Origin of the sequence: Afifella aestuarii (genome assembly GCF_004023665.1) — a bacterium.
Classification (GTDB): domain Bacteria; phylum Pseudomonadota; class Alphaproteobacteria; order Rhizobiales; family Afifellaceae; genus Afifella; species Afifella aestuarii.
The window spans coordinates 598,609-622,702 of record NZ_SAUF01000001.1; the positions used below are offsets into that span (position 1 = coordinate 598,609).

The following is a 24,094-nucleotide window of genomic DNA, read 5'->3' on the forward strand; positions in this document are numbered from 1 at the left end:
TGGATTATCGGCCCGGGTGATCGGCCCGGGCCTCTTCGTCGGCGATCTCCGCCTCCTGGCCGATTTCGGCGAGGGCGCGGCGATGCTGCTCGGCCGATTCTTCGGAAAAACAGCAGAAGATGATCTCCGACAGCGCGCCCGGATGGCCTTCCGAATAGCCGACGCAGGTGGACGTCGCGATCGTCGCCGCGCGATCGGCGGGAAAGCCGTAGATGCCGGTCGAGATTGCCGGAAACGCGATTGTCTCAAGGCCATTCTCTACCGCGATATCGAGCGAGCGCTTGTAGGCTGACGCGAGAAGCTCCGCCTCGCCATGACCGCCGCCTTTAAAGCGCGGGCCGACGGCATGGATAACGTGGCGGGCCGGCAGATCATAGCCGTCCGTCAGGCGCGCCTCGCCTGTCGGACAGCCGCCGAGCGTGCGGCATTCTTCGAGGAGTTGCGGGCCGGCGGCGCGATGGATCGCTCCGTCGACCCCGCCGCCGCCCAGAAGCGACTGGTTGGCGGCGTTGACGATTGCATCGACCTCAAGCGTGGTGATGTCGGCGATGATGATCGAGAGCGTCGTCTCGGCGATTTTAAGCGTGTCCATCTTCCGAGAAGGCCCTTCGAGCGGCTTCTGTTCCTTTGCCCTTTAAAGAGCCGTCCAGCCGCCGTCGATTGACAACGGTGTCCCGGTGATCTGGGCGGCCGCGTCGGAGCAGAGAAAAACGGCCATGGCGCCGATATCCTCGACCTTGACGAATTGCTTCGTCGGCTGGCGCTCCAGCATGACTTCGCGGACGACGGTCTCGCGGTCCATGTTGTGGGTCTTCATCTGGTCTTCGATCTGGCCTTCGACGAGCGGCGTCTTCACATAGCCCGGGCAGATGGCGTTGCAGGTGATCGGCGTCTCGGCAAGCTCCAGCGCCACCGTTTTCGTGAGGCCGACGACGCCGTGCTTGGCGGAGATATAGGCGCTCTTATAGGGCGAGGCGGTGAGACCGTGGGCGGAGGCGATGTTGATGATCCGGCCCCAGCCGGCTTCTTTCATCCCGGGCACGGCGGCCGCCGTGGTGAAGAAGGCGGAGGAAAGATTGATGGCAATGATCTGGTGCCATTTCTCGGCCGGAAAATCTTCCACCTTCGCCACATGCTGGATACCGGCATTGTTGACGAGGATCTGAACCGGGCCGATCTTGGCCGCCTCTTCGATGAGGCCGCGGCATTCGGCATCGACCGACATATCAGCTTTCACATATTTTGCTGTCACGCCGTATTCGGAGGCGATCTTCTCGGCGAGCTCGTGGTCTTCGGGGCGATCCGTGAAGGAATTAATCACGACATTGGCGCCTTCGGCGGCGAGCGCCTTGGCGACGCCGAGACCGATCCCGGAATTCGATCCGGTGACGACGGCGGTCTTGCCTTTCAACATGCTTCTTCTCCTGCGATTTCTTCGTTGCACGTGAAAATGCTGCGGGAGGCGCGGTTTTCCAGGCCAATTCCCGTGGCCGCAGGGCGGGCATGCGCAGTGGAACAACGCCTGCGGGCGCGGCGTTGAATAAAGTCCGTGAGTCTTATCAGTTAGTTGAGTCCGATATGCCCGCCGCCCGTCCTGTCTGGAAAGGTCAGCTGCGCCTCTCTCTCGTTTCCATCCCGGTCGAACTCTACTCGGCGACGAAGACGTCTTCCAAGATCTCCTTTCGTCAAATTCACGAGCCTTCGGGCAAGCCCGTGAAATACCAGAAAGTGGTTCCGGGTGTCGGGCCGGTGGATACAGATGAAATCCTGAAAGGCTTCGAATACGAGAAGGGGAATTACGTCCTCCTGTCGGAAGACGAGATCGACGAGGTCAAGCTCGAGACCAAGAAGACGCTCGAGCTCACGCAATTCGTCGGCTCCTGCGAGATCGATCCGCTTTATTTCGACAAGCCGTATTTCATGGTGCCGCAGGACGATCTCGCCGAAGACGCTTTTCGCGTGGTGCGCGATGCGCTGCGCCAGTCGGAGAAGATCGGGCTCGGGCAGCTCGCGCTTCGCGGCAAGGAATATCTCGTCGCCATCAAGCCCTGCGGGACGGGGCTTCTCCTGGAGACACTGCATTACGAGGAGGAGATCCGCAAATCGGATTCCTTCTTCTCCGGCATTGGCGACGAGGAGGCGGATGAGGATCTCCTGGGCGTCGCCTCAGAGCTGATCGAGCGCAAGACCGCGCCTTTCGATGCGGCCGTTTTCAAGGATCATTACGTGAAGGCGCTGCGTGACGTGATCGACTCAAAGCTCAAGAAGAAGCGGCCCAAGGTCGTCGAAAGCGACGATGACGAGGCGCCGAAACGCGGCGGCGACAATGTCATCGATCTGATGGCGGCGCTGAAAGAGAGCCTGGAGAAGAGCGGGGAGGACGGCAAGAGCGGCGGTAAGAGCAGCAGAAAGTCCGCTGCGAAGACGTCGTCTTCTTCGGCGAAGTCGCGGAGCGGCAAGGCCGGCACCGGCAAATCCTCGTCCCGGGCGAAGTCCTCCAGCTCGTCCGGCCGTCAGCGCAAATCGGCTTAAGGAGACTTGATGGCGACGGCAGATCTTCTCAAGACCTATCGCACCAAGCGCGACTTCGCCAAAACGCAGGAGCCGAAGGGCAAACGCGGCAAGGCCAAGGGTGCGAGCTTCGTCGTCCAGAAGCATGATGCCACCCGCCTGCATTACGATTTCCGGCTCGAGCTCGATGGTGTTCTGAAGAGCTGGGCGGTGACAAAGGGCCCGAGCCTCGATCCGGGCGAAAAGCGCCTGGCCGTGCATGTCGAAGATCATCCCCTCGATTACGGCGGCTTCGAAGGCACGATCCCCAAGGGCCAATATGGCGGCGGCACGGTGATGCTGTGGGATCGCGGCACCTGGGAGCCGCTCCATGATCCGCATGAGGGCTTGGAAGAGGGCAAGCTGCATTTCCGTCTCAACGGCGAGCGGATGAAAGGCGGCTGGGCGCTCGTCAAAATGCGCGGGCGGCCAAAGGAGAAGCGTGAGAACTGGCTCCTCATCAAGGAGCGCGACGAGACGGCCGACGAAAACGATCCCCTTCTGAAAGACCACGAGACCAGTGTTGCGACCGGCCGCAGCATGCAGGCGATCGCGGAGGGCGCGGATTCGCCCGTGTGGGAATCGGAGCCCGAGAAAGGCAGTAAGGCAGCCAAGGGCGAGACCGGCTCCAAGGGCAAGGCGGCTGCCAAGAAGAGCGCAGGGACGAAAGACGCCAAGGCCGCGATGCCGGCCTTCCGCTCGCCGCAGCTTGCAACCCTCGTCGATGCCGTGCCGTCGGGTGCCGGCTGGGTCCACGAGATGAAATATGACGGTTACCGTCTGATCGTGGCGCTCGGTAAAGGAGGCCCGAAATTCTTCACCCGCAGCGGCCAGGATTGGACGGCAAAATTTCCTAAGCTCGCCAAAGCTTTCGCGCCGCTCGGCGGGCGGTCGGCGCTCGTCGACGGCGAGCTCGTCGCTTTCGACGACAAGGGACGGACCGATTTTTCCTCCCTGCAGCGGGCGATCGGCGAGGGGGGCGATCTTGCCTTTTTCGCCTTCGATCTCCTCGAGATCGATGGCGAGGACGTGACCGGCGAAAAACTGAGCGAGCGCAAGACGCGGCTCAAAGATCTCCTGAAGCCGCTGCCGAAAAATTCCGTCGTGCAGTTTTCCGAACATGTGCGCGGCGAAGGCGAGAAGGTGCTGTCGGCGCTCTGTGCCGGCGGGCATGAGGGCATCGTCTCGAAAAAGGCGGATGCGTCCTACCGCTCGCGGCGCACCAAGACCTGGCTCAAGATCAAATGCACGAAGCGGCAGGAATTCGTCATCGGCGGCTGGTCGCCTTCGCAGCGGCGCACCGGCTTTTCATCTCTCCTTCTCGGCACCTTCGAGGACGGCAAGCTTCGTTACAACGGGCGTGTCGGAACGGGGTTCGATGAGAACGATCTCGACGCGTTGTCGACGCGGCTGAAAGCGATCGAACGCAAGACGCCTCCGTTCGCCGATGTGCCGAAGGCGGTGGCGCGCGGCGCCCATTGGGTGAAGCCTGCCCTCGTCGCCGAGATCGCCTTCACCGAATTCACCGGCGACAACATTCTGCGCCATCCCTCTTTCCTGGGACTGCGCGAGGACAAGGACGCCAGCAAAGTGAGCCTCGAAAAGCCTGTAGCGGCGACAGACGCCGAAACCTCGTCGAAGTCGAAGCAAGAGCCAGGGAAGCAAGGCTCCGGGAAGCGGGGCTCGGGCGGTGCGTCGTCTGCGGGTGCCGCAAGCGCCGCAGGCGACGGCGACGACATGCGCGTTGCTGGCGTGCGCCTCACCTCGCCCGATCGTGTCGTCTTCCCGAGCCAGGGCCTGTCGAAGCGCGATCTTGCGGAATATTACGCGGCGATCGGTGAATGGATGCTGCCTTATCTCGCCGAGCGCCCACTCAGCCTCGTGCGCTGTCCGCAGGGGCGCGCCAAGAAGTGTTTTTTTCAGAAGCACGATTCCGGCGGTTTTCCCGAGGAGATGAAGCGCGTGGAAATCACCGAGGGCTCCGGCGATATAGAGCAGTATTTCTATGTCGACGATCTCGCGGGCATCCTTGCGGGTGTGCAGATGGGGGTGATGGAATTCCACATCTGGGGTTCGCGCATCGATCAGGTCGAGAAGCCGGAGCGTATCGTCTTCGATCTCGACCCCGATGAAGGGCTCGATTTCGGTGATGTGAAGACGGCCTCCTTCGACCTCCGCGACAGGCTCGCCGATCTTGGCCTTCAGAGTTTTCCGATGCTTTCCGGCGGCAAGGGCGTGCATGTCATCGTGCCGTTGACCCGGCGCGCCGAATGGCCCGAGGTGAAGGCGTTCGCGCGCGGCTTTGCGATGAGACTTGCCGAGGAGGCGCCGGAGAAATACGTGGCGACGATGTCGAAGGCGAAGCGCAAGGGGCGGATTTTCCTCGATTATCTCCGCAATGAGCGTGGCTCGACGGCGATCGCACCCTTCTCCACGCGCTCGCGCGACGGGGCGCCGGTGGCGACGCCGGTCTCCTGGGACGAGCTCTCCTCGGTGAAAGCGGCGAATGCCTACACCGTGGAAAATCTGCCGAAACGGCTCAAGGCGCTTCGCGGCGATCCCTGGGATGAATATCAATCGGTGCGGCAGTCGGTCACGAAGGCGGCGATGAAGGCGGTCGAAGGCGATTGAGCGCGGACCGTCGGCGCAGCATCGCAAGGCATCGGGAACAGGTTTTTATGGAAAGAACGATTCTGGCAGTCGATGCCGGCGGCACGACTTGCCGCGCCCGCCTTGTCGCCCCCGATGGGGCGGTCCTCGCGAGTGGCGAAGGCGGCGCCTGCAATCCCTCCACGGATCTTGCCGGGGCGATCGCCGTCCTTGACGCCCTCATCAATGTGCTCTGCCGGCAGACCACGCCGCAGACCCAGCGCGGATCGGTGGTTCTCAGCCTCGGGGTGGCGGGCCTCGTCGACGTCAACCGGCGCACGGCTTTTCTCGCCGCACATGAGGGATTTGCTGAGATCTTAGCGATGTCGGACGGATATGCGGCACTTGTCGGAGCGAGCGGCGGGCAGCCGGCGCGTCTCATCATCCTCGGTACGGGTGCGGCCGGGCACCGGCTTTTTGCCGATGGAACCTCGATCCAACGCGACGGCTGGGGTTTTCTCGGGGGAGATCGCGGCTCCGGCGCCTGGCTCGGCCGTCGGGCGGTGGAGGCCGCGCTGAAGAGCTTTGACGGGGCGGCGCCTGAGAGCCTCCTGTCCGAGCGGCTCGTGGCCCGGCTCGGCGGCAGTGAGGCGACTATTCTGGACTGGCTGTTGCAGGCGAGGCCCCGGGATTTTGCGGCACTCGTGCCGGAGATCGCCGCGGCCGCGGAGGTGGGGGATGACGCAGCTGACGCGCTTCTGGAAGCTGCCGCCGATGAGGCCACGGCTCTCGTCTCTTCGCTTGGCGATGGCCTCGGCGGGGAGAGCGTCAGCGGAGAGAGCGACGGCGAGCCGCTCTATCTTCTGGGGGGGCTTTCGGGGCTTTTGCGCACCCGCATCGAAAGGCGGCTCGGTCGGCATCTCGACGTGCCGCAGGGCTGCGCGCTCGACGGCTGTGTCCACGTGGCCCGCGGAAAGGCGCCGCAGGAGCGGCGCCGGTAGGAAAGACGCTGGCTCTGCCAGCCGGCGTCCTGCCGGGCAGGCCCGCAGAGAGCGCTCAGTCGTTTTCGGCGGCGAGAATGGCTTTCAGGCCCTCGCGATAGGTCGGGTAGGCGAGGGTGACGCCGAGCTCGTTCTTGATCTTGTCGTTTTTGACCCGCTTGTTCTCGCCATAGAAGGTGCGCGCCATCGGGCTCATATTGGCGGCCTCGAAACGGACTTCCTCCGGCGGCTCGACGCCCAGAAGCTCGGCGGCATAGGTGATCACGTCCTGCGGTGCGGCCGGCTCATCGTCGGTGCCGTTGAAGATCCCGGACGCATTCTGCCGGAGAGCGGCGGCTGCAATCTGGCCGATATCCTCGCCGTGGATGCGGTTGAAGACCTGTCCGTCCTTGATAATGCGGCGGCTCGTGCCCCGGCGGATCTTTTCGAACGGGCCGCGGCCGGGGCCGTAGATGCCGGAGAGGCGGACGATGGAAACGGGAATGCCCGTCGTCTCTGAGAACGAGAGCCAGGCGTTTTCCGCCTCGACCCGCTGCTTGGAGCGCGTCGAAACCGGCCGGCATTCCGACGTCTCGTCGACCCAGCCGCCGTCGTGGTCGCCATAGACGCCGACCGTGGAGAGGTAGCAGATCGAACTGGGCCCCGCTTCCGACAGGGCGTCGCCGAAGACGTTGAGCACGGGATCACCCGTCTCGTCGGGCGCGATGGAGACGAGGACATGGGTCGCCTCGGCGAGCGCATCGGAGACGGCACCGTTATGGGGCGCGCCGGCATTTCCGTCGAAGAGGAGAGGCATGGCGCCGAGCGCGGCCATCGCATGCAGGCCTTCGGCGCTGCGCGTCGTGCCCCAGACGCTTTCGGGTTCAAGTGCGTCCATGGTGAAGCGGGCCGAATAACCGAGGCCAAAGCAAAAGAGATCCATCAATCCTCGCCAAGCAAATTCCATTCGCCGCGCACGGCGGCATTGTCTTCTTGCGGCAAAAGTTCTGCCCGTGCCCTCTCTGCCGTTTCGGGGGCGAGCCTGGCGAGTGCCCAGATCGCCGCGCCGCGCACAAGCGGGCTTTCGTCATCGAGCCTTGCCCTAGCTTCCGATGCAAGCTCCGCATCGCCCGAATTGCCGATCGCGATCAAGACATTGGAGACGAATTTCGCCCGTCCGATGCGTTTGATCGGCGAGCCGGAAAAATGCTGCCGGAAGGCGGCATCGTCCAGGCGGACGAGGTCTTTCAGAGAAGGCGCCTGAAGATCCTCGCGGGCTTTCAGCTTCGCCTCAGAGGCGGTTTCAGCAAATTTGTTCCACGGGCAGGCGGCGAGGCAGTCGTCGCAGCCATAGATGCGGTTGCCGAGGTCTTTGCGAAATTCGCGGGGGATGAGGCCTTTGTCTTCGATCGTCAGATAGGAGATGCAGCGCCGGGCATCGAGCTGGTAGGGCGCCGGGAAGGCGTTCGTCGGGCAGGCCTCGAGGCAGCGCCGGCACGAGCCGCAATGGTCCGTCTCCGCGGGATCTGCGGGAAGCTCGGCGGCGGTGAAGATCGCGCCCAGAAAAAGCCAGGAGCCGTGGTCGCGCGAGACGAGATTGGTGTGCTTGCCCTGCCAGCCGATGCCGGCGGCGGCCGCCAGCGGCTTTTCCATGACGGGGGCGGTGTCGACAAACACTTTGATCTCGTCGGGGAGATTGCGGCGGCGCGCTTCGGCGGCAAACCGCGAGCCGATGCGCTTCATCGCGCCCTTGATGAGGTCGTGGTAATCGCGGTTGCGGGCATAGACGGAGATCGTCGCCTTCTGCCGTTCCGCGAGCGTGGCGAGGGGATCGCCTTCGGGGCCGTAATTCATGCCGAGCATGACGACGGAGCGAACATCGCGGAAGATGCGGCGTGGATCGGCGCGCCGGTCCGCCGTTTCCGGCATCCATTCCATGCTGCCGTGGCGGCCTTCGTCGATCCAGACGCCGAGGCGCTTGCCGGCGCCTCCGAGCCCGTCCGGATGCGTCACGCCGAGGGAGGTGAAGCCTTCGTCACGGGCAATTTCGGCCAGGAACGCCTTCAGGCGCTCCGTCTCTAGAAGTCGAGATCGGCGTAATGGGCCGGCGGCGTCACGCCGCGCATCTGGTCGTTGAGGAGCGGACGGAAGGACGGTCTCGATTTGATCCTCGCGTACCAATCCTTGACTTCCTCATATTCCTGCCAGGGCACCTCACCCAGAAAATCGGCCACGGAAAGCGCCGCGGCGGCGGCGAGATCCGCGTAGCTCATGCGGTCGCCGGCAAGCCAGCTCTGTTCCACGATCAGATGATCGATATAGCGCAGGTGCATGCGGATATTAGCCCGGCCGGCGCGCAGAAGCGAGGAATCGGGCGAGGAATCCATGCCGAGCCGAGACATCTCGCGTTTGATGACCCGCTCTTCGGCGAGGTAGACCGTCACCTCGGGATCGAACTTTCCGAGAAACCAGTCGAGAAGCCGGCGCACCTCGGCGCGGCCATCGGCGCTTGCCGGCAGAAGCCGGTGTTCGTCGAGGGCAAAGCCGCGGGTCTCGTCGAGATATTCAGATGCCGGCCAGGCGCCGACGATCGGCGGGCCGTTGTCTTCCTGCATCACCGGCAGCGTGCCCGCCGGGTTCATCAGAAGAAATCCCTCACGGCGCTCCCACGGGCGCTCCTCGATCAACTCGCAATTGAGATCGCATTCCCCCACCGCCAAACGGATGAAGCGGGAGGGAACGGACAACGGATGGTGGTAAAGCCGGATCATCAGCGGGGCTGGCTATCAAACTGGTGAAAGGAAATGGGAACGCTCATTGCGGCATGGTAGGAGCCGCACGCTCGCGACGATTCGCGAGCGCCCTTGTGCCATGGCGGCGCAATCGGGCGAAGGTTGGGCGATCGCCTATGCGGGAAAGGAAAGAGCTTGGATATCGGAACCATCTTTGATGCCGCTTTCCTCGGTTTGATCGAAGGGTTGACGGAGTTCATTCCGGTTTCATCGACAGCGCACATTCTGCTCGCCGGGCATTTTCTGGGCTTCGAATCGACGGGCAAGACCTTCGAAGTGCTTATCCAGCTCGGCGCCATCCTGGCCATTCTGTCGGTCTATTTCGGGCGGTTGTGGCGCGTGGCGACACAGCTTCCGACGAGCCCCGATGCAAGGCGCTTCGTCATCGCGATCCTCCTCGCTTTCCTGCCGGCCGCAGTCATAGGTGCCATCGCGCACGATTTTATTAAGAATGTCTTATTCGAGACGCCGGTGTTGATATGTATCACCCTAATTGTGGGTGGCATCATTCTCGCGTTCATCGATCGGCTGGACCTGAAGCCGGTCCATCATGACGCGATGCGGTATCCGCCGGGGCTCGCCTTCAAGATCGGCGTGTTCCAGTGTCTTGCGATGATCCCGGGTGTTTCGCGCTCCGGTGCGACCATTGCCGGTGCGCTTCTGATGGGCTGCGACAAGCGTTCGGCGGCGGAATTTTCGTTCTTTCTCGCCATGCCGACGATGGCCGGCGCTTTCGCCTACGATCTCTTCAAGAATCGCGCGCTCTTGTCGGTCGACGATGCGGTGATCATTGGCGTCGGCTTCGTCTTCGCTTTCGCGGCGGCCCTCGTCGTGGTGCGCAGCCTGCTCGACTTCGTCTCCCGCCATGGCTTTACGCCATTTGCCTGGTGGCGCATCGCCGTCGGCACGGCGGGCCTCATCGGGCTCTGGCTCTGGGGCTGATCTCTGCGCCTGATCTCTTCGTCTGATCTCTGCGGCGCGGGCGGGAGCTCGCCCCGCCGCTTCAACGTTCTGAATGACTTCGAAGCGCGGCTTGGTCGCGTTTCGCGCTCCGACCCTGCCTCAGACGGGATGCTTCTCGGCGAACTGCCCGTGGTCGCGGAAGCGCACGAGGTAGGTCGGGAGAATGAGCTCCAGCGCGGCAGGATCGATGCCGAGGCCTTCGAGCGTGCGGCCTTCCGCTTTCGCCTCTTCCGAGACGACATTGTCGAGCCGGAGCTGACGCACCTGATCGTAGGTGAGGGGCGGCGAAGGCAGTTTGCTCATGATGCGGCCCATCGGCTTGGCGACACTGAAGGGGATCGACACGATCTTGCGACGGCGGTTGATGACTTTCAGCATGAGCTCCATGCATTCGCGGAAGGTCAAAACCTCCGGGCCGCCGAGCTCATAGGTCGCCCCGGGCTTCGCCTTGCCTTCGAGACTGTTAGCAATCGCCTCGGCCACATCGCCGACGAAGACCGGCTGAAAGCGCGAGCTGCCGTCGCCGATGATCGGCAGGATCGGAGACATCGCCGCCATGCCGGCAAAGCGATTGAAGAACTCGTCTTCCGGCCCGAAGACGATCGACGGGCGCATGACGACGGTTTCCGGCCGGTGTTCGCGCAGCCCCGCTTCGCCTTCCGCCTTGCTGCGGAAATAGGGGATGTCGGAGTTCGCGTCGGCGCCAATGGCGGAGACATGGACGATGTCGTCGACGCCTGCGGCCTTGGCCGCTTCGCCGATGGTGCGCGGACCTTTCGCCTGCACGGCGTCGAAGTTCTGGGCCCCGCCCTGGTAGAGAATGCCGACCAGATTGACCGCGGCGTCGGCCCCATCAAGGGCGCGTTCCACCGACCAGGGATAGCGCAAATTCGCCTGCATCGGGACGATCTGCCCGACCGAGCCGAGCGGGCGCAGGTGGAAGGCGAGATCGGGGCGCCGCACGGCGACGCGGATGCGCCAGCCGCGCAGTGCAAGGGCACGCACGACATGACGGCCCAGAAAGCCAGAGCCCCCGAAAACGGTGACGAGGCGGGTCGGTTCGCTCGGTGGTTGCACGTTCAACTCCTGCCAGGCGTGTGGCTTCTCAGGCGAGAAGCGCGGGTTGCGGACACATATAGTCTCGACGGCATGCGGCCATCAACGGCCCGTACTTCGTAAAGGTTGAGCTTTTGCCAAGGTCGCGGCGTTTCGTGGGTGCTTCAGCGCCTCGTAGATCATCAAGCCGGTGGCGACGGCGAGGTTGAGCGAATCCGCTCCCTCGCGCATCGGGATGCGCAAAAGGCTGTCGCAGCTTTCGGCGAGCGCATCGGTCAGACCCTGGCGCTCATTGCCCATGACGAGGACGAGTGGCGGCGCATAATCCGCCTTGCGGAAATCCTCTGTGGCCGAAAGATGCGTGCCGAGGAGGCGCGCCGAATTGGCCTTTGCCGCGGCGAGGAAGGCTGCCTCGTCGGCGGTGGCCAGCGGCACGTGGAAGAAGGAGCCCATGGAAGCGCGTACCGTTTCCAGGGAAAACGGATCGCAGCATTCGCCGATGAGTGCGACGCCCGCGACGCCTGCCGCATCCGCCGTGCGCAAGATGGTGCCGAGATTGCCGGGATCGCGGATGCGGTCGAGCCCGATCCACAGGCCTTCGCGGCCGATCTCCTTGCGGGGCGCCAGCCTCTGCTCGAAGACGCCGATGACGGAATGCGGGTTGTCGCGGCGGGAGAGCTTTTCCAGCACCGGGCGGCTGACGGAAAGAACCCGTCCTCCTGCGCCTTTGACGGCGGCGGCGGTGTCGGCAACCGCGCCCTCCTGCAGGCTCTCCGCAGAGGCGATGAAATCGTGGACGCGAAATCCCGTCTCCAGCGCGTCGCGCACGAGCTTCAGGCCTTCGCCGAGAAAGAGGCCGGTGCGGTCCCGCTCCTTCTTCTTGGCCGAAAGGGCCGAGAGCTGTTTGACGATGGGGTTCGACGGGCTGGTGACGCGGTGAAAGCCTGGGCGCCACTCTTCCTCGGCTTCGTTCATTGTGGTTTCTCCGCCCGGCAATATAGGGCCGTGGGCAAGGCCTTGGCGCGGCCTTCGCCAAGGAGCGCCATTTCGCCGGACGTGACCCTGCCGCCGACGATATCGGCCGAAAGCTGGTGCAAAGCGAGATAGGAGGCGCGGATGGCATAAGCCGTCAGGATCAGCGTTCCCCCGGGCTTCAGGCACTGGGCGCAGAGTTTCAGCATCTCCGGCAGATCCTCAAACAGATGCCAGGTCTCGCCCTTCGGCCCGCGGCCGTATTTCGGCGGATCGAGCAGGATCATGTCATAGAGATTGCCGCGGCGCACCTCGCGGGCGGCGAACTTGCCGGCGTCGTCGAGGAGCCAGCGGATCGGCTTGTCATCGAGCCCGGAAAGCGCCTGGTTTTCGCGCGCCCAGGCGATCGCTTTTTTGGAGGCGTCGACATGGGTGACCTGGGCGCCGGCCTGCGCGGCGACGAGCGAGGCGATGCCGGTATAGCCGAAGAGATTGAGGAGTTTCGGCGCCTCAAGCCCCTTGAGCCGCTCTTCGACGAAATCCCAATGCACGGCGTGTTCGGGGAAGACGCCGACATGGCGGAAGGATGTCAGGCGGCAGGTGAAGGCGAGCGCGCCGTGACGGCACGTCCATTCCGTCTCGCTGGCGTTCTGCCGCCAGCGTCCGGCGCCTTCCTCTTCCACGTCGCCGGTGAAGACGGCGTCTGCCCGCTGCCATTGTTTCTCGGGGAGAGAAGGCGCCCACATCGCCTGCTCCTCCGGCCGGTCGAGCAGCATCGGCCCAAAGCGCTCGAGCTTGCGGCCGTTGCCGCTGTCGAGAAGCGCGTAATCCTCGTGGCCGCGGCTTGCGAGCACCCGCGGCTGAAAGGTGGCGTCGTCCGGAAGGGTGTCAGTCTGCACGATTGCCGATCAGAGTTTCTGTGAGCGTCGGGTCGCCGATCGCCAGGAAATAGGGGTTCTGGAAAGGGCGGGGCCCGCCTTCGTGTTCGCGACCATAGAGAAAGGGCGTGCCATCGAGGTTCAGAACCTGGCCGCCGGCCGCCTCCAGCACCGCCTGGCCGGCCGCCGTGTCCCACTGCATGGTCGGGCCGAGGCGAGGGTAGAAATCGGCCTCGCCCGCCGCAAGCAGGCAGAATTTGAGCGAAGAGCCGATCGAGCGCGTCTCCGCGGCTTCGAAACGGTCGAGAAATGCGGCCGTCTCCGGCGACATGTGCGAGCGGCTCGCGACCGCGATCGGCGTTTCCGGGACGGGGCGGATGGCGATCGTCTGCAGGTCGGTGACGATCCCCGACGGCCGCTCCACCTCGCCGCGCCAGGCCTCCTGTTTGAGGCCGCAGAAGAACTTGCCGAGCACCGGGGCGTAGACGACGCCGGCGACCGCGTGTGCGTCCTCGACGAGGGCGATGTTGACGGTGAATTCGCCGCTGCCGCTCAGGAATTCCTTCGTTCCGTCAAGCGGATCGACGAGGAAGAAACGGGAGCCGCATTCGGGCGGTCCGAATTCCGAGCAGGCCTCTTCGGCGACGATCGGGATGTCGGGAAAGTGGTGGCGCAATCTTTCGGTGATGAGCTTTTCGCTCGCCCGATCCGCTGCGGATACGGGTGATGAATCGGCCTTCTTCTCCACGGCGAGGTCGCCGTCATGGATTTCGAGAATGGCCTCCCCGGCAGCGATCGCGATCGTCATGAGCGTATCGAGCGGCGCGGGCAGTTGGCTGAGTGGCATGAGGTCCCTTGTTGTCTCCGGCCTTGTCGTCTCCGGTCTTGCCATCAAATAGCCTTTGCCGGGGTTTGTTTGCCAGTTGAGTATGAATGGGCCTGTGTGCACAATCGAACGCAATCAACAAGGGGGCGTAGGGAGGCAGTATGAAACTCACCGGTGAATACGTGATCACGGCGCCGCGAGAGAAGGTCTGGGCGCTGCTCAACGATCCGGACGTGCTGCGCGAATGCCTGCCCGGCTGCGAAGAACTCCATGAGACCGAAACCGGCGGCCTGTCCGCGCGGGTGACGACGAAGATCGGACCGGTGAAGGCGACCTTCAACGGCACGGTGGAACTGCAGGATGTGAAGCCTCCCGAGAGCTACCGGATCGCTGGCGAAGGCCAGGGCGGGGTCGCTGGCTTTGCCAAGGGAACAGCCGATGTGCGCCTTGCCGAAGAGGGCGAGACGACGATCCTGACCTATGACGCCGATGCGCAGGTGGGCGGCAAGCTCGCCCAGCTCGGCAATCGCCTCGTGGGATCCACCGCCAAGAAGCTCGCCGATCAATTTTTCTCCTGCCTCGCCGAAAAGGCCGGCGGGCACACCATCAAAGCCGATGAGGCGGCGCCGGCTGCCGGCACGGCCGATGAAGCCGTGCTCTCAGAGCCTGCCGGCACGGCTGCGATCCCCGGGGCCACCGTGCCGCCGCTCGCGACAGGCGTGCCGGAAGTGGGCGGCCAAGAGACCGCCACCGGTACCAGCAGCGAGGCCAGGCGCGAGGGCGAGCATGAATCGGCGTTTTCGCATGCCGCCCACGAGCTGGAGCATGCCGCTGAAGAGGCCGAGGAGGCGGTCGAAGAACGCGCCGCCGGCGGGTTCCTCGGCGGGCCCATGGTCTGGGGCTTTATCGCGATCCTCGTCCTGATCGTGCTCTGGGCGATTCTTTAAGATCGCGGCCGCATTGCCGGCCGCGATCTGAATAACGGGCGACACGCCCCCATAACAAAACTCATAGGGAGGGTTTCAATGGTCACTGTGACGATGACGGTGAATGGCCGTCAGGTCTCCAAGGAGGTGGAAGATCGCCGCCTCCTCGTGGACTTTCTGCGCGAAGATCTGGAGCTGACCGGCACGCATGTCGGCTGCGACACCTCGCAATGCGGCGCCTGCGTCGTGCATCTCGACGGCAAGGCGATCAAATCATGCACCATCCTTGCGGCGCAGGCTGACGGGACGTCGATCACGACGATCGAAGGGCTCGCCAATGGCGCCGATCTGCATCCCCTGCAGGCGGCCTTCAAAGAGCATCACGGTCTGCAATGCGGCTATTGCACGCCCGGCATGATCATGTCCGGCGTCGACATCATCCGCCGGCACGAGGGCCAGCTCGACGAGGACACGGTGCGCCACGAGCTCGAGGGTAATATCTGCCGCTGCACGGGCTACCACAACATCGTCAAGGCGATCCTCGCCGCGGCGCAGGAGATGCATGGCGAGGTCCGCCAGGCCGCCGAATAGACGCGTTGATCTTGGATCCGGACCGCCCCGCAAGAGACCCGACAAAGGGTCCGGCAAAAGGGTGCGGCCGAAGGAGGAAACATGGCTCAAGATGGCATCGGCGCGCGGGTCGCGCGCAAGGAAGACAAGCGATTCATCACCGGTAAGGGACGATACGTCGACGACATGCGCGTCGCGGGCATGAAGCATGTCGCTTTCGTGCGAAGCCCATACGCCCACGCGAAGGTGGGGGGCATCAATTCAGAACAGGCGCGCAACATGCCGGGCGTGCTCGCCGTCCTCACGGGCTCGGAACTCGTGGCCGACGGCATCGGCAATCTCATCTGCGGCTGGATGGTCCATTCCAAGGACGGCACGCCGATGAATATGGGCGCATGGCCGGCGCTGGCGCCGGAAGTGGTGCGCTTCGTCGGCCAGGCCGTCGCCATGGTGATCGCCGAAACGCGGGGCGAGGCCCGCGATGCGGCCGATGTCGTGGCGGTGGAATGGGAGGAGCTTCCCGCCATCACCGATCCGGCGAAGGCTTTGGGGGAGGGCGTCCCGCAGCTTCATCCCGAGGCGAAGGGCAACCTGATCTACGATTGGGAGATCGGCGACAAGGCCGCAGCCGACAAGGCTTTGTCGGAGGCTGCCCATGTCACCCGCATGGAGATCGTCAACAACCGCCTCGTTCCGAACGCCATGGAGCCGCGGGCGGCGCTCGCCCAATACGACGCGGCGGACGACCATTTCACCTTGTGGACGACGTCGCAGAACCCGCATGTGGCGCGGCTCGTTCTCTCCGCCTTCTACAATGTGGCGCCCGAACACAAATTGCGGGTGATCGCGCCGGATGTCGGCGGCGGCTTCGGCTCCAAGATTTTCATCTACCCGGAAGAGGTCGCCTGCCTGTGGGCGGCGCGCAAGACGGGTCTTGCGGTGAAATGGACGGGCGACCGGTCTGAGGCGTTTTTGACCGACGCGCATGGCCGCGACCATGTCACGGTCGCGGAAATGGCCTTCGACGCGAACAACCGCATCACCGCCTTCAAGATCGACACGATCGCCAATTTCGGCGCCTACATGTCGCTCTTTTCGTCCTCGGTGCCGACCTATCTCTACGCCACGCTGTTGTCGGGGCAGTACGATATCCCGACGATCCACTGCAATGTGCGCGGCGTCTATACGAACACCGCGCCGGTCGATGCCTATCGCGGCGCCGGGCGGCCGGAAGCGACTTATGTCGTGGAGCGGATGATGGAGACGGCGGCACGCGAGCTCGGCGTGGCGCCACCGGAACTTCGGCGGACGAACTTCATCCGCGAATTCCCGCATCAGACGCCGGTGATCATGAATTACGACGCCGGCGATTACGAAGCCTCGCTGAGCGCCGCTCTGTCGGCCTCCGATTATGCCGGTTTCGGCGAGCGCAAGGCGGAAGCCGCGCGGCGCGGCAAGCTCCGCGGCATCGGTCTCTCCTGCTATATCGAAGCTTGCGGCATCGCCCCCTCGCAGGCCGTCGGGTCGCTCGGAGCGGGCGTCGGGCTTTGGGAATCGGCCGAAGTGCGGGTCAATCCGGTCGGCACGATCGAGGTTCTCACCGGCTCGCACAGCCACGGCCAGGGGCATGAGACGACGTTCGCCCAGCTCGTGGCGGAGCGCCTCGGCGTGCCGATCGACAATGTCTCGATCGTGCATGGCGACACCGACAAGGTGCAGTTCGGCATGGGCACGTACGGTTCGCGTTCCGGTGCCGTCGGCATGTCGGCGATTTCGAAAGCCATCGACAAGGTCGAGGCGAAGGCGAAAAAACTCGCCGCGCATCTTCTGGAGGCGGCGGAGGGCGATATCGAGATTGCCGATGGCGAGGTGCGTGTCGCCGGCACCGACAAGAAGCTCGGCTGGCATGAGGTCTGCCTTGCCGCCTATACGGCGCACAACATGCCGGAGGGGATGGAGCCGGGCCTCAAAGAGGGCGCCTTCTACGACCCGGCGAATTTCACCTTCCCGGCGGGCGCCTATGTCTGCGAGGTCGAGGTCGATCCCGATACCGGCCACACCGAGATCGTCCAGTTCGTGGCGGCCGATGATTTCGGGCGGGTCATCAACCCGATGATCGTCGAAGGCCAGGTGCATGGCGGCATCGCCCAGGGTGTCGGGCAGGCGATCCTGGAGGGCTGCATCTATGATGCGGAGAGCGGCCAGCTCATCACGGCGTCTTACAATGACTACGCCATGCCGCGGGCGCACGATTTGCCGTCCTTCAAGGTGTCGACCACGGAGACGATCTGTCCGTCCAATCCGATCGGCATGAAAGGCTGCGGCGAGGCGGGGGCCATCGGCACGCCGCCGGCGGTGATCAACGCCATCACCGATGCAATCGACAACAACGACCTTTCCATGCCGGCGACACCGGAGAAGGTGTGGCGGGCCCTTCGGGCCGGTGCCGCGCCGATGCGGCAGGCAGCGGAATAGGAGCAAAGCCCATGTATTCTCTCACCTATAAGCGTGCAGACAGCGTGGAAGAGGCGCGGCGCTTGTTCCAGGAAGCGTCCGATGCCGCCTATCTCTCCGGCGGCCACACCTTGCTGCCGACCATGAAGCAGCGGCTTGCCGCGCATGACGTGCTCGTCGATCTCACCCGCATCGGCTCCATGAAGGGGATCTCGGTCGAAGGCGATCGGGTCCGCATCGGGGGCGGCATGACGCATGCGGAGGTCGCGAGCTCCAGCGAGGTGCAGCGGGCGATCCCCTCGCTTGCCGCGCTCGCCGGTTCGATCGGGGATGCGCAGGTGCGCCATCGCGGCACGCTCGGCGGCTCGATCGCCAATGACGATCCGGCTGCCGATTATCCCGCCGCCGCGCTGGCGCTTGCCGCCACGATCACGACCGACAGCCGCGAGATTGCGGCCGATGATTTCTTCACGGCGCTCTATGAGACGGCGCTGGAGGAAAGCGAGATCGTGACGGGCGTGAGCTTCGCCATTCCCGAGACGGCGGGCTATGCCAAGTTCCGCAATCCCGCCTCGCGCTATCCGATGGCCGGGGTCTTCGTGGCTCGCCATCGCGATGGCTCGGTCCGCGTCGCCGTCACCGGTGCCGGCAATGAAGGCGTCTTCCGCTGGCATGCGGCGGAGACCGCGCTTTCCGGGGATTTCTCCGCCAATGCGCTGGAAGGCCTCAGCGTCGATCCCGATCTGATGATGGGCGACATTCACGGCTCGGCCGAATACCGGGCGAACCTCGTCGCCGTGATGGCACGGCGGGCGCTCGCCAATCTCGGCTCGGCCGAGGCGATCATCTGAAGCGTCGCACGCTGCAACTGTAAGAGGGAGCGGCCGCGGTTGCGGCCGTTTCGTTTTCGGCGACCGAGGCGGCGAGGCAAGTCGGGCCTTTGCTCCGGCGATGCGCGTTACAACGGCGGGGCTAGTCTGTGTCGCTCAGGTCGCGTAAAAATGCTTGTTTGCGGCAGGTGGAGCTTGCCGTTGACTGCCGGGCAGGGCGCAACTATAGCATCGGGCGACAACGCGGCCGTTTACGGCCGCGCTTTCTGTTGGGCCGAAGCGACAATTGTCGGCGCCGACAGAGCCCTTCAATTGGCAACGAACGGATCTTGATATGGCCAATACACCTTCGGCCAGGAAGGCTGCTCGGAAGATCGAGCAGCGCACGGCCACCAACAAGGCGCGGCGCTCGCGCCTGCGCACTTTCCTGCGGCAGGTCGAAGAGGCCATCGCCTCGGGCAACTCCCAGGCCGCCCAGAGCGCTCTGCGCGAGGCGCAGCCGGAATTGATGCGCGGCGCTTCCAAGGGCGTCCTGCACAAGAATACTGCGGCGCGGAAGATGTCGCGTTTGGCACAGCGCGTGAAGGCCCTCGGCTGAACGCAACCTGGCGGCGTCTTCGGTGCGTCGCCTCGCCTGAGATGACATGGCAGGGCGGGCTTTGCCCGCTTTCCACACACAGCCAAAGAGACGCTGCAGTGCCCTTTTTGCGGCCGGCGTCGAACGCTCCCGGCAGAGTCTGGTTGAGCCACGCTGTCAGAATTATCCATTCATTAACAAAAGTTTATGGGCAAGACGGACGCTCGGACCCGGATTTTTGGACCGGATTACGAGTCAAGCCCAATTGCGCGGCAACGATTCTGACTCACTTCGAAAGCCGTTGCCGAAAACGCACATATTGCCCAAGACTCTGAGACTCCAAGGGCTTGCGGCGCGACGCTGGGACGGTCTTCCCGAAGGTCATGTCGGAGTCGTTTTTAGTTCGTTCCGTCTGCGGCGGATTCGGTGGTTGCCCCCCCCTCTGCTCTGTGGTTTTTAGGTCGCCACGACGGGGCGACCCGAATGCCCTCAGCAAAAGGTGAAGCCGAACGGCGCCAGGAATCCTTCCTGGCGTGGTGGACGCCTTGCGCCTGGGCGGGTCTACGCCCGGGGTTCGCTCCGTCGCGGCGGTCTTTCAAGACCGTCAAAACCAAAAGGCTGGGATCCCCTTTTATGGGTGTTTTTGGCGGCCGGGTCATGGCTCGGGCGGACAGGAGGCATTTGTCTTGCGTACAGCGGCTTATCAGGGTGACGTCGGACCGGAGGAGGCCTGGAAGGCTCTCTCAGAGTCGGATGCCGTGCTGATCGATGTGCGCACGCGTGCCGAATGGGCCTATGTCGGTCTCCCGGATCTATCGCCCCTGGGGCGCCAGCTTTTTTTAGCAGAGTGGCAATCTTTTCCCACGCAACAGGTCGATCCGGAGTTTGCCGGAAAGCTTGTGGCAGCCCTTGGGGAGGCTGGGGTCGGGCAGGAGGTGCCGCTCTATTTCATCTGCCGGTCGGGAGTGCGTTCCGCTGCAGCAGCGGCGGCCATGACGGCGGCAGGGTATGGTCCATGTTTCAACGTTTCGGGAGGGTTCGAGGGGGACCGCAACGAGGCTGGACATCGCGGGCAGATCAACGGCTGGAAAGCGGTGGGATTGCCCTGGACACAGTCGTGACTGTGGTTCGGGTGCATGAGGTGAAAGGCCTGGCGCGTCAGCGCCCGGCGCAAGGAGGACGAGGCAGTATGTCTGCAGAGGCGGCGAAAATCATGAAGGAGCAGGACGTGGCGGAGACGGACGTCGAGCGGCGTGACTGGGACGAAGCCTGGGCGCGCGTCAAAAAGCGGCTCCGGACGGAGCTCGGTGACGATGTCTTTACGTCATGGTTTGCGCGCATCGAATGCGACGGGGTTGCGGCGGGTGTCGTCAGCCTTTCGGCGCCGACCCTGTTTTTGAAGGGATGGATCAAGAGTCATTACAGTGACCGCCTGGTGGCGCTCTGGAACGCCGAATATGGCGATGTGCGCCGGGTCGATGTCGTCAAGCGCAGCCCCCTCAAGTTTCCTGCGCAAGTCAAGGTTGTGCATTCCGAACCCGCGCCGGCCCAGCCTCAGGCCGCGCAGGAGGATGCGGAAGACCGCTTCGCCGGCTCGCCTCTCGATGCCCGGCTGACCTTCACCAGTTTCTGCGAGGGCGCCTCCAACGAGGTCGCGTTCCGCGCGGCCCGGGCCGTGGCCACGGCGCCCGACGGCGCACCTCCCCTCTACAATCCTCTCTACCTCCATGCCGGCGTCGGCATCGGCAAGACGCATCTGTTGCAGGCGATCGCGCATGAGACGCGTAAGCTGCATCCGCAGCGGCGGGTGATGTATCTGACGGTGGAGCGCTTCACCTTCCAATTCGTCGCCGCCCTTCGCGACAAGGCCGCGCTCGACTTCAAAGAAAAGCTGCGTTCGATCGACATCCTCCTGATCGACGACATGCAGTTCCTGACCGGCCGCAGCGTGCAGCAGGAATTCTGCCACATGCTGAACGCGCTTCTCGACAGCTCCAAGCAGGTCGTCGTTGCAGCCGACCGCGCGCCGGGCGAGCTCGATGGGATCGACGAGCGCGTGCGTTCCCGCCTCAAGGGTGGCGTGGTGGTCGGCATGGCACGCCCCGATACGGCGATGCGCCGCAAAATTCTCGATCTTCGTCTGGCGGCCGCGCGCGAACGCGATCCCAAGATCCAGGTGCCCGACAATGTGCTCGATTTCATCGCCCGCATGGTGGTGAGCAACGGGCGCGATCTCGACGGTGCCTTGAACCGGCTGATTTGTCGCGCCCAGTTCTCCGACCAGCCGATCTCGGTGGACGCCTGCGAACTGGCGATCGCCGATCTCATCGGGGACCGCGAGCCGAAGCGCATCCGCATCGAAGACATCCAGAAGATCGTCGCCCGCCACTACAATGTGAGCCGGCAGGATCTCGTCTCCGCGCGGCGCACGCGCACCGTCGTCAGGCCCCGTCAGATCGCCATGTATCTCGCCAAGACCATGACGCCGCGCTCGTTTCCGGAAATCGGCAAGCGCTTCGGCGGCCGCGATCACACGACGGTCCTGCACGCCGTGCGCAAGATCGAGGGGCTCGTCGGCGCCGATCAAAAGCTCTCCGACGAGATCGAGCTCCTGCGTCGACTGTTGCAGGATTAAGTCCTCCGGCGCTGGCGGTGTTCTCCACCGCCGGCGCCCCTCTTCGTGGTTCTTCCGCGCAAGCGGCCACGCGCACTTGCTTTTGTCAGTGAGGCGCGCCAATTTGACCGCCCGCCGCTGCGATGCACCCGTATCCGCAGTGGCTTCGGGCCCTCCAATTCCTGGAATGCCGGTATGAAAGTTGCGATCGAAAGGGCTGCCTTCCTGAAAGCCCTGACCCCCGTCCATCGCGTCGTCGAACGGCGCAACACCATTCCGATCCTGTCGAATGTGCTGTTGCGCGTGGTCGAGGGCGGCGTGCTCTTGAAAGCCACCGACCTCGATCTCGAGGTGTCCAATCGGATGCCGGCCATGGTCGAGCAGCCGGGGGCCGCCACCGTGCCGGCGCATATGCTCTACGACATCGTGCGCAAGGCGCCCGAAGGTTCGGAGATCTCGCTGACGACCGGCGACGGCGGCACCATGAAATTGATGGCGGGGCGTGCCCGCTTCGAATTGCAGATGCTGCCGGATACCGATTTCCCGGACCTCGATCCTGGCGAGCTTCCGGTGCGGTTCTCCCTGACGGCGAGCGAATTGCGGCGCCTCATCGAGCGCACGCAGTTTGCAATCTCCACCGAAGAGACCCGCTATTACCTCAACGGCATCTTCTTCCACGTCTCGGGTGAGGGGCCGGAGCGGCGGCTGCGCGCCGTGGCGACCGACGGCCACCGTCTCGCCAAGGCGGAAATGACCGCGCCGGAAGGCAGCGACGAGATGCCGGGCATCATCATTCCGCGCAAGACGATCGGCGAGATGCAGCGGCTTCTGGAGGACGGTGACACCAATGTGTCGCTTGAACTCTCCGATACCAAGATCCGTCTGAGCGCCGGTTCGATCGTGCTCACCTCGAAGCTCATCGACGGCACGTTTCCGGATTACGAGCGGGTCATCCCGTCCGGCAACGACAAGGAGATGGTCGTCTCCAAGGACGTCTTCAAAAACGCTGTCGACCGGGTCTCGACCATTTCCTCCGATCGCGGTCGGGCGGTGAAGCTGGCGCTTTCCGAAGGGCGTCTGGTTCTGACCGTCAACAATCCGGATTCTGGCAGCGCCACCGACGAGATCGATGTCGATTATGATGCCGAGCCTTTGGAGATCGGCTTCAATTCGCGCTATCTCCTCGACATCGCCGACCAGCTGACGACGGGCGAAGCGCGTTTCGAGCTTGCCGATCCGGGATCGCCGACGCTCATTTGCGACAAAGAGGGCGGCGACGCGCTCTATGTGCTGATGCCGATGCGCGTGTGAGGTCATGATCGCGGCGCCTGCGGCTTGGCAGCAGGTCACGCTCGCTTCCCTGAAGCTGACGGACTTTCGCAATTATAAGGCGGTCGGGTGCGACCTCCGGCCGGGCCTTGTCGTGCTTACCGGCCGCAACGGTTCCGGCAAGACCAACCTTCTGGAAGCGGTGTCTTTTCTTTCGCCCGGCCGGGGTCTGCGGCGGGCAAAACTCGGCTCGGTTGCCCGCACCGATGGTGCCGGGGGCTGGGCCGTTGCGGCGGATATCGCCGCCGGCGAGGACGTTAGGCGCGTCGGCACCGGGCTTCGTTCCGCAGAGGAGGCAAGCCGGGAGGTGCGCGTCGACGGGGCGACGACGCCCTCTTCGGAAGCCCTGTCGGAGTATTGCCGGGTTTTGTGGCTGACGCCGGCGATGGACGGGCTCTTCACCGGCGCGCCGGGAGACCGCCGACGTTTTCTCGACCGCCTGACGCTTGCGATCGATCCGGGGCACGGGGCGCGGGTGCGCGCCTTCGACCGGCTCATCTCGAGCCGCAATCGTCTGCTCGAAGACGATGCCGGGCCGCGCTGGCTTTCCGCGGTGGAGGCGGAGCTCGCCGAAGCGGCGCTCGCCGTCTCGCTCGCCCGCCAGGAAACGGTGGCGCTCCTCGCCGGGCTGATTGCTTCCCATGACGAGACCTCCGCCTTTCCCTCCGCCGGGCTCGCGCTAGAGGGCGATTTCGAGGCGGCGCTGGTGGCGGGCCGCTCGGCAAGCGAGGCGGAGGAAGCCTATCGGGCCGCGCTTGCCTCCGAGAGAGGGCGCGACCGCGCCGCCAAGCGAACCCTTTCCGGGCCGCACCGCTCCGATCTCGCCGTCACCTTTGCCGCCAAGAACGCGCCGGCGGCGCTTTCTTCCACCGGCGAGCAGAAGGCGCTGCTGCTTGCCATCATCCTGGCGGAGGCGGAGCTCGTTGCCCGCGTTGCCGGAATGACGCCCATCCTCCTCCTCGACGAGGTCGCCGCCCATCTCGATGAGGGACGGCGTGCCGCACTTCTTGCGCGTCTCGAGGCGCTCGGCGGGCAGAGTTTTCTCACCGGCACCGACAAGGCCCTCTTTGCCGCCGTCAATGACAGCGGCCAGTTCATCGAGGTTGTCGACGGGCAGCTTTCGGTTGCTTAAAAGAGAAAAGCGAAAAGCATCGCGGACCGCCTTCATTGGCGTTGCCACAATCCCCA

At 64.3% G+C, this 24,094-nt stretch carries 22 protein-coding genes; 13 read left to right on the top strand and 9 right to left on the bottom strand.

Annotated elements, in window-relative coordinates; all coding sequences use genetic code 11:
• Positions 1 to 4: 4 nt before the first annotated feature.
• Complete coding sequence (locus EO094_RS02725; protein ID WP_128290791.1) at positions 5 to 592, bottom strand: O-acetyl-ADP-ribose deacetylase; 588 nt, start codon at positions 590 to 592, stop codon at positions 5 to 7.
• Positions 593 to 634: 42 nt separating this feature from the next.
• Positions 635 to 1,414 carry a 3-hydroxybutyrate dehydrogenase gene (locus tag EO094_RS02730; protein WP_128290792.1) on the bottom strand — a complete coding sequence of 260 codons (780 nt, stop codon included), beginning with the start codon at positions 1,412 to 1,414 and terminating at the stop codon, positions 635 to 637.
• 164 nt (positions 1,415 to 1,578) lie between these two features.
• Here EO094_RS02730 and ku point away from each other — a divergent pair, with 164 nt between their 5' ends.
• From ku to EO094_RS02745, 3 genes are read left to right on the top strand one after another with little or no spacing between them, the layout of a single operon-like run.
• Positions 1,579 to 2,532: a non-homologous end joining protein Ku gene (gene ku, locus EO094_RS02735; RefSeq protein WP_128290793.1), complete on the top strand. Its 954-nt coding sequence runs from the start codon at positions 1,579 to 1,581 to the stop codon at positions 2,530 to 2,532.
• A gap of 6 nt (positions 2,533 to 2,538) precedes the next feature.
• A complete protein-coding gene (gene ligD, locus EO094_RS02740) occupies positions 2,539 to 5,181 on the top strand; it encodes a DNA ligase D (RefSeq protein WP_425455823.1) in 2,643 nt (880 codons plus the stop codon).
• 47 nt (positions 5,182 to 5,228) lie between these two features.
• A complete protein-coding gene (locus tag EO094_RS02745) occupies positions 5,229 to 6,140 on the top strand; it encodes a glucosamine kinase nucleotide-binding domain-containing protein (RefSeq protein WP_128290795.1) in 912 nt (303 codons plus the stop codon).
• Between the two features lie 55 nt (positions 6,141 to 6,195).
• Here EO094_RS02745 and EO094_RS02750 read toward each other — a convergent pair whose 3' ends face one another.
• The 3 genes from EO094_RS02750 to EO094_RS02760 are packed head-to-tail and all read right to left on the bottom strand — an operon-like array spanning position 6,196 to position 8,890.
• Positions 6,196 to 7,062 carry an SDR family oxidoreductase gene (locus EO094_RS02750; protein WP_128290796.1) on the bottom strand — a complete coding sequence of 289 codons (867 nt, stop codon included), beginning with the start codon at positions 7,060 to 7,062 and terminating at the stop codon, positions 6,196 to 6,198.
• Positions 7,062 to 8,186 carry a tRNA epoxyqueuosine(34) reductase QueG gene (gene queG / locus EO094_RS02755; RefSeq protein ID WP_128291783.1) on the bottom strand — a complete coding sequence of 375 codons (1,125 nt, stop codon included), beginning with the start codon at positions 8,184 to 8,186 and terminating at the stop codon, positions 7,062 to 7,064. The genes EO094_RS02750 and queG overlap by 1 nt, the downstream gene beginning before the upstream one ends.
• 11 nt (positions 8,187 to 8,197) lie before the next feature.
• On the bottom strand, positions 8,198 to 8,890 hold the full coding sequence (locus EO094_RS02760; RefSeq protein ID WP_128290797.1) for a glutathione S-transferase family protein: 693 nt from the start codon (positions 8,888 to 8,890) through the stop codon (positions 8,198 to 8,200).
• Positions 8,891 to 9,046: 156 nt separating this feature from the next.
• Here EO094_RS02760 and EO094_RS02765 point away from each other — a divergent pair, with 156 nt between their 5' ends.
• Positions 9,047 to 9,853, top strand: coding sequence for an undecaprenyl-diphosphate phosphatase (locus tag EO094_RS02765; RefSeq protein ID WP_128290798.1), 807 nt, complete (start codon positions 9,047 to 9,049; stop codon positions 9,851 to 9,853).
• A gap of 120 nt (positions 9,854 to 9,973) precedes the next feature.
• Here the strand turns inward: EO094_RS02765 and EO094_RS02770 are convergent, their stop codons facing one another.
• From EO094_RS02770 to cysQ, 4 genes are all read right to left on the bottom strand, one after another.
• Positions 9,974 to 10,951: a complex I NDUFA9 subunit family protein gene (locus EO094_RS02770; RefSeq protein WP_128290799.1), complete on the bottom strand. Its 978-nt coding sequence runs from the start codon at positions 10,949 to 10,951 to the stop codon at positions 9,974 to 9,976.
• Between the two features lie 81 nt (positions 10,952 to 11,032).
• The gene (locus EO094_RS02775) at positions 11,033 to 11,905 is read right to left on the bottom strand and encodes a TrmH family RNA methyltransferase (protein WP_128290800.1); all 873 of its coding nucleotides are present in this window, start codon (positions 11,903 to 11,905) and stop codon (positions 11,033 to 11,035) included.
• Entirely contained in the window at positions 11,902 to 12,801 is a 900-nt protein-coding gene (locus EO094_RS02780) for a class I SAM-dependent methyltransferase (RefSeq protein ID WP_205649806.1), read from the bottom strand. The genes EO094_RS02775 and EO094_RS02780 overlap by 4 nt, the downstream gene beginning before the upstream one ends.
• Positions 12,791 to 13,627 carry a 3'(2'),5'-bisphosphate nucleotidase CysQ gene (gene cysQ / locus EO094_RS02785; protein WP_128290801.1) on the bottom strand — a complete coding sequence of 279 codons (837 nt, stop codon included), beginning with the start codon at positions 13,625 to 13,627 and terminating at the stop codon, positions 12,791 to 12,793. The genes EO094_RS02780 and cysQ overlap by 11 nt, the downstream gene beginning before the upstream one ends.
• A gap of 140 nt (positions 13,628 to 13,767) precedes the next feature.
• On the opposite strand from cysQ, the gene EO094_RS02790 reads away from it, so the two are divergent.
• The 9 genes from EO094_RS02790 to recF all read left to right on the top strand — a co-directional run bounded on the left by EO094_RS02790 (position 13,768) and on the right by recF (position 24,038).
• A complete protein-coding gene (locus tag EO094_RS02790; RefSeq protein ID WP_128290802.1) occupies positions 13,768 to 14,553 on the top strand; it encodes an SRPBCC family protein in 786 nt (261 codons plus the stop codon).
• 78 nt (positions 14,554 to 14,631) lie between these two features.
• Entirely contained in the window at positions 14,632 to 15,123 is a 492-nt protein-coding gene (locus EO094_RS02795) for a (2Fe-2S)-binding protein (protein ID WP_128290803.1), read from the top strand.
• 81 nt (positions 15,124 to 15,204) lie between these two features.
• Complete coding sequence (locus EO094_RS02800) at positions 15,205 to 17,577, top strand: xanthine dehydrogenase family protein molybdopterin-binding subunit (RefSeq protein ID WP_128290804.1); 2,373 nt, start codon at positions 15,205 to 15,207, stop codon at positions 17,575 to 17,577.
• Positions 17,578 to 17,588: 11 nt separating this feature from the next.
• Positions 17,589 to 18,407 (top strand): FAD binding domain-containing protein, encoded by an 819-nt coding sequence (locus EO094_RS02805; RefSeq protein WP_128290805.1) that lies wholly within the window; start codon positions 17,589 to 17,591, stop codon positions 18,405 to 18,407.
• 313 nt (positions 18,408 to 18,720) lie between these two features.
• A complete protein-coding gene (gene rpsT, locus EO094_RS02810) occupies positions 18,721 to 18,984 on the top strand; it encodes a 30S ribosomal protein S20 (protein WP_092814887.1) in 264 nt (87 codons plus the stop codon).
• A gap of 665 nt (positions 18,985 to 19,649) precedes the next feature.
• Positions 19,650 to 20,084, top strand: coding sequence for a rhodanese-like domain-containing protein (locus EO094_RS02815; protein ID WP_092814884.1), 435 nt, complete (start codon positions 19,650 to 19,652; stop codon positions 20,082 to 20,084).
• Between the two features lie 68 nt (positions 20,085 to 20,152).
• Positions 20,153 to 21,598, top strand: a complete 1,446-nt coding sequence (gene dnaA / locus EO094_RS02820; RefSeq protein ID WP_246008343.1) for a chromosomal replication initiator protein DnaA — start codon at positions 20,153 to 20,155, stop codon at positions 21,596 to 21,598.
• Positions 21,599 to 21,772: 174 nt separating this feature from the next.
• Complete coding sequence (gene dnaN / locus EO094_RS02825; protein ID WP_128290806.1) at positions 21,773 to 22,888, top strand: DNA polymerase III subunit beta; 1,116 nt, start codon at positions 21,773 to 21,775, stop codon at positions 22,886 to 22,888.
• Positions 22,889 to 22,892: 4 nt separating this feature from the next.
• Positions 22,893 to 24,038, top strand: a complete 1,146-nt coding sequence (recF, locus tag EO094_RS02830) for a DNA replication/repair protein RecF (protein ID WP_128290807.1) — start codon at positions 22,893 to 22,895, stop codon at positions 24,036 to 24,038.
• Positions 24,039 to 24,094: the final 56 nt, after the last annotated feature.

Coding starts and splice junctions, on each gene's coding strand:
- EO094_RS02725 (WP_128290791.1), bottom strand. CDS start 592: ATGGACACGCTTAAAATCGCCGAGACGACGCTCTCGATCATCATCGCC.
- EO094_RS02800 (WP_128290804.1), top strand. CDS start 15,205: ATGGCTCAAGATGGCATCGGCGCGCGGGTCGCGCGCAAGGAAGACAAG.
- EO094_RS02775 (WP_128290800.1), bottom strand. CDS start 11,905: ATGAACGAAGCCGAGGAAGAGTGGCGCCCAGGCTTTCACCGCGTCACC.
- EO094_RS02805 (WP_128290805.1), top strand. CDS start 17,589: ATGTATTCTCTCACCTATAAGCGTGCAGACAGCGTGGAAGAGGCGCGG.
- EO094_RS02745 (WP_128290795.1), top strand. CDS start 5,229: ATGGAAAGAACGATTCTGGCAGTCGATGCCGGCGGCACGACTTGCCGC.
- EO094_RS02795 (WP_128290803.1), top strand. CDS start 14,632: ATGGTCACTGTGACGATGACGGTGAATGGCCGTCAGGTCTCCAAGGAG.
- recF (WP_128290807.1), top strand. CDS start 22,893: ATGATCGCGGCGCCTGCGGCTTGGCAGCAGGTCACGCTCGCTTCCCTG.
- ku (WP_128290793.1), top strand. CDS start 1,579: ATGCCCGCCGCCCGTCCTGTCTGGAAAGGTCAGCTGCGCCTCTCTCTC.
- dnaA (WP_246008343.1), top strand. CDS start 20,153: ATGTCTGCAGAGGCGGCGAAAATCATGAAGGAGCAGGACGTGGCGGAG.
- EO094_RS02760 (WP_128290797.1), bottom strand. CDS start 8,890: ATGATCCGGCTTTACCACCATCCGTTGTCCGTTCCCTCCCGCTTCATC.
- cysQ (WP_128290801.1), bottom strand. CDS start 13,627: ATGCCACTCAGCCAACTGCCCGCGCCGCTCGATACGCTCATGACGATC.
- EO094_RS02730 (WP_128290792.1), bottom strand. CDS start 1,414: ATGTTGAAAGGCAAGACCGCCGTCGTCACCGGATCGAATTCCGGGATC.
- dnaN (WP_128290806.1), top strand. CDS start 21,773: ATGAAAGTTGCGATCGAAAGGGCTGCCTTCCTGAAAGCCCTGACCCCC.
- EO094_RS02750 (WP_128290796.1), bottom strand. CDS start 7,062: ATGGATCTCTTTTGCTTTGGCCTCGGTTATTCGGCCCGCTTCACCATG.
- rpsT (WP_092814887.1), top strand. CDS start 18,721: ATGGCCAATACACCTTCGGCCAGGAAGGCTGCTCGGAAGATCGAGCAG.
- EO094_RS02790 (WP_128290802.1), top strand. CDS start 13,768: ATGAAACTCACCGGTGAATACGTGATCACGGCGCCGCGAGAGAAGGTC.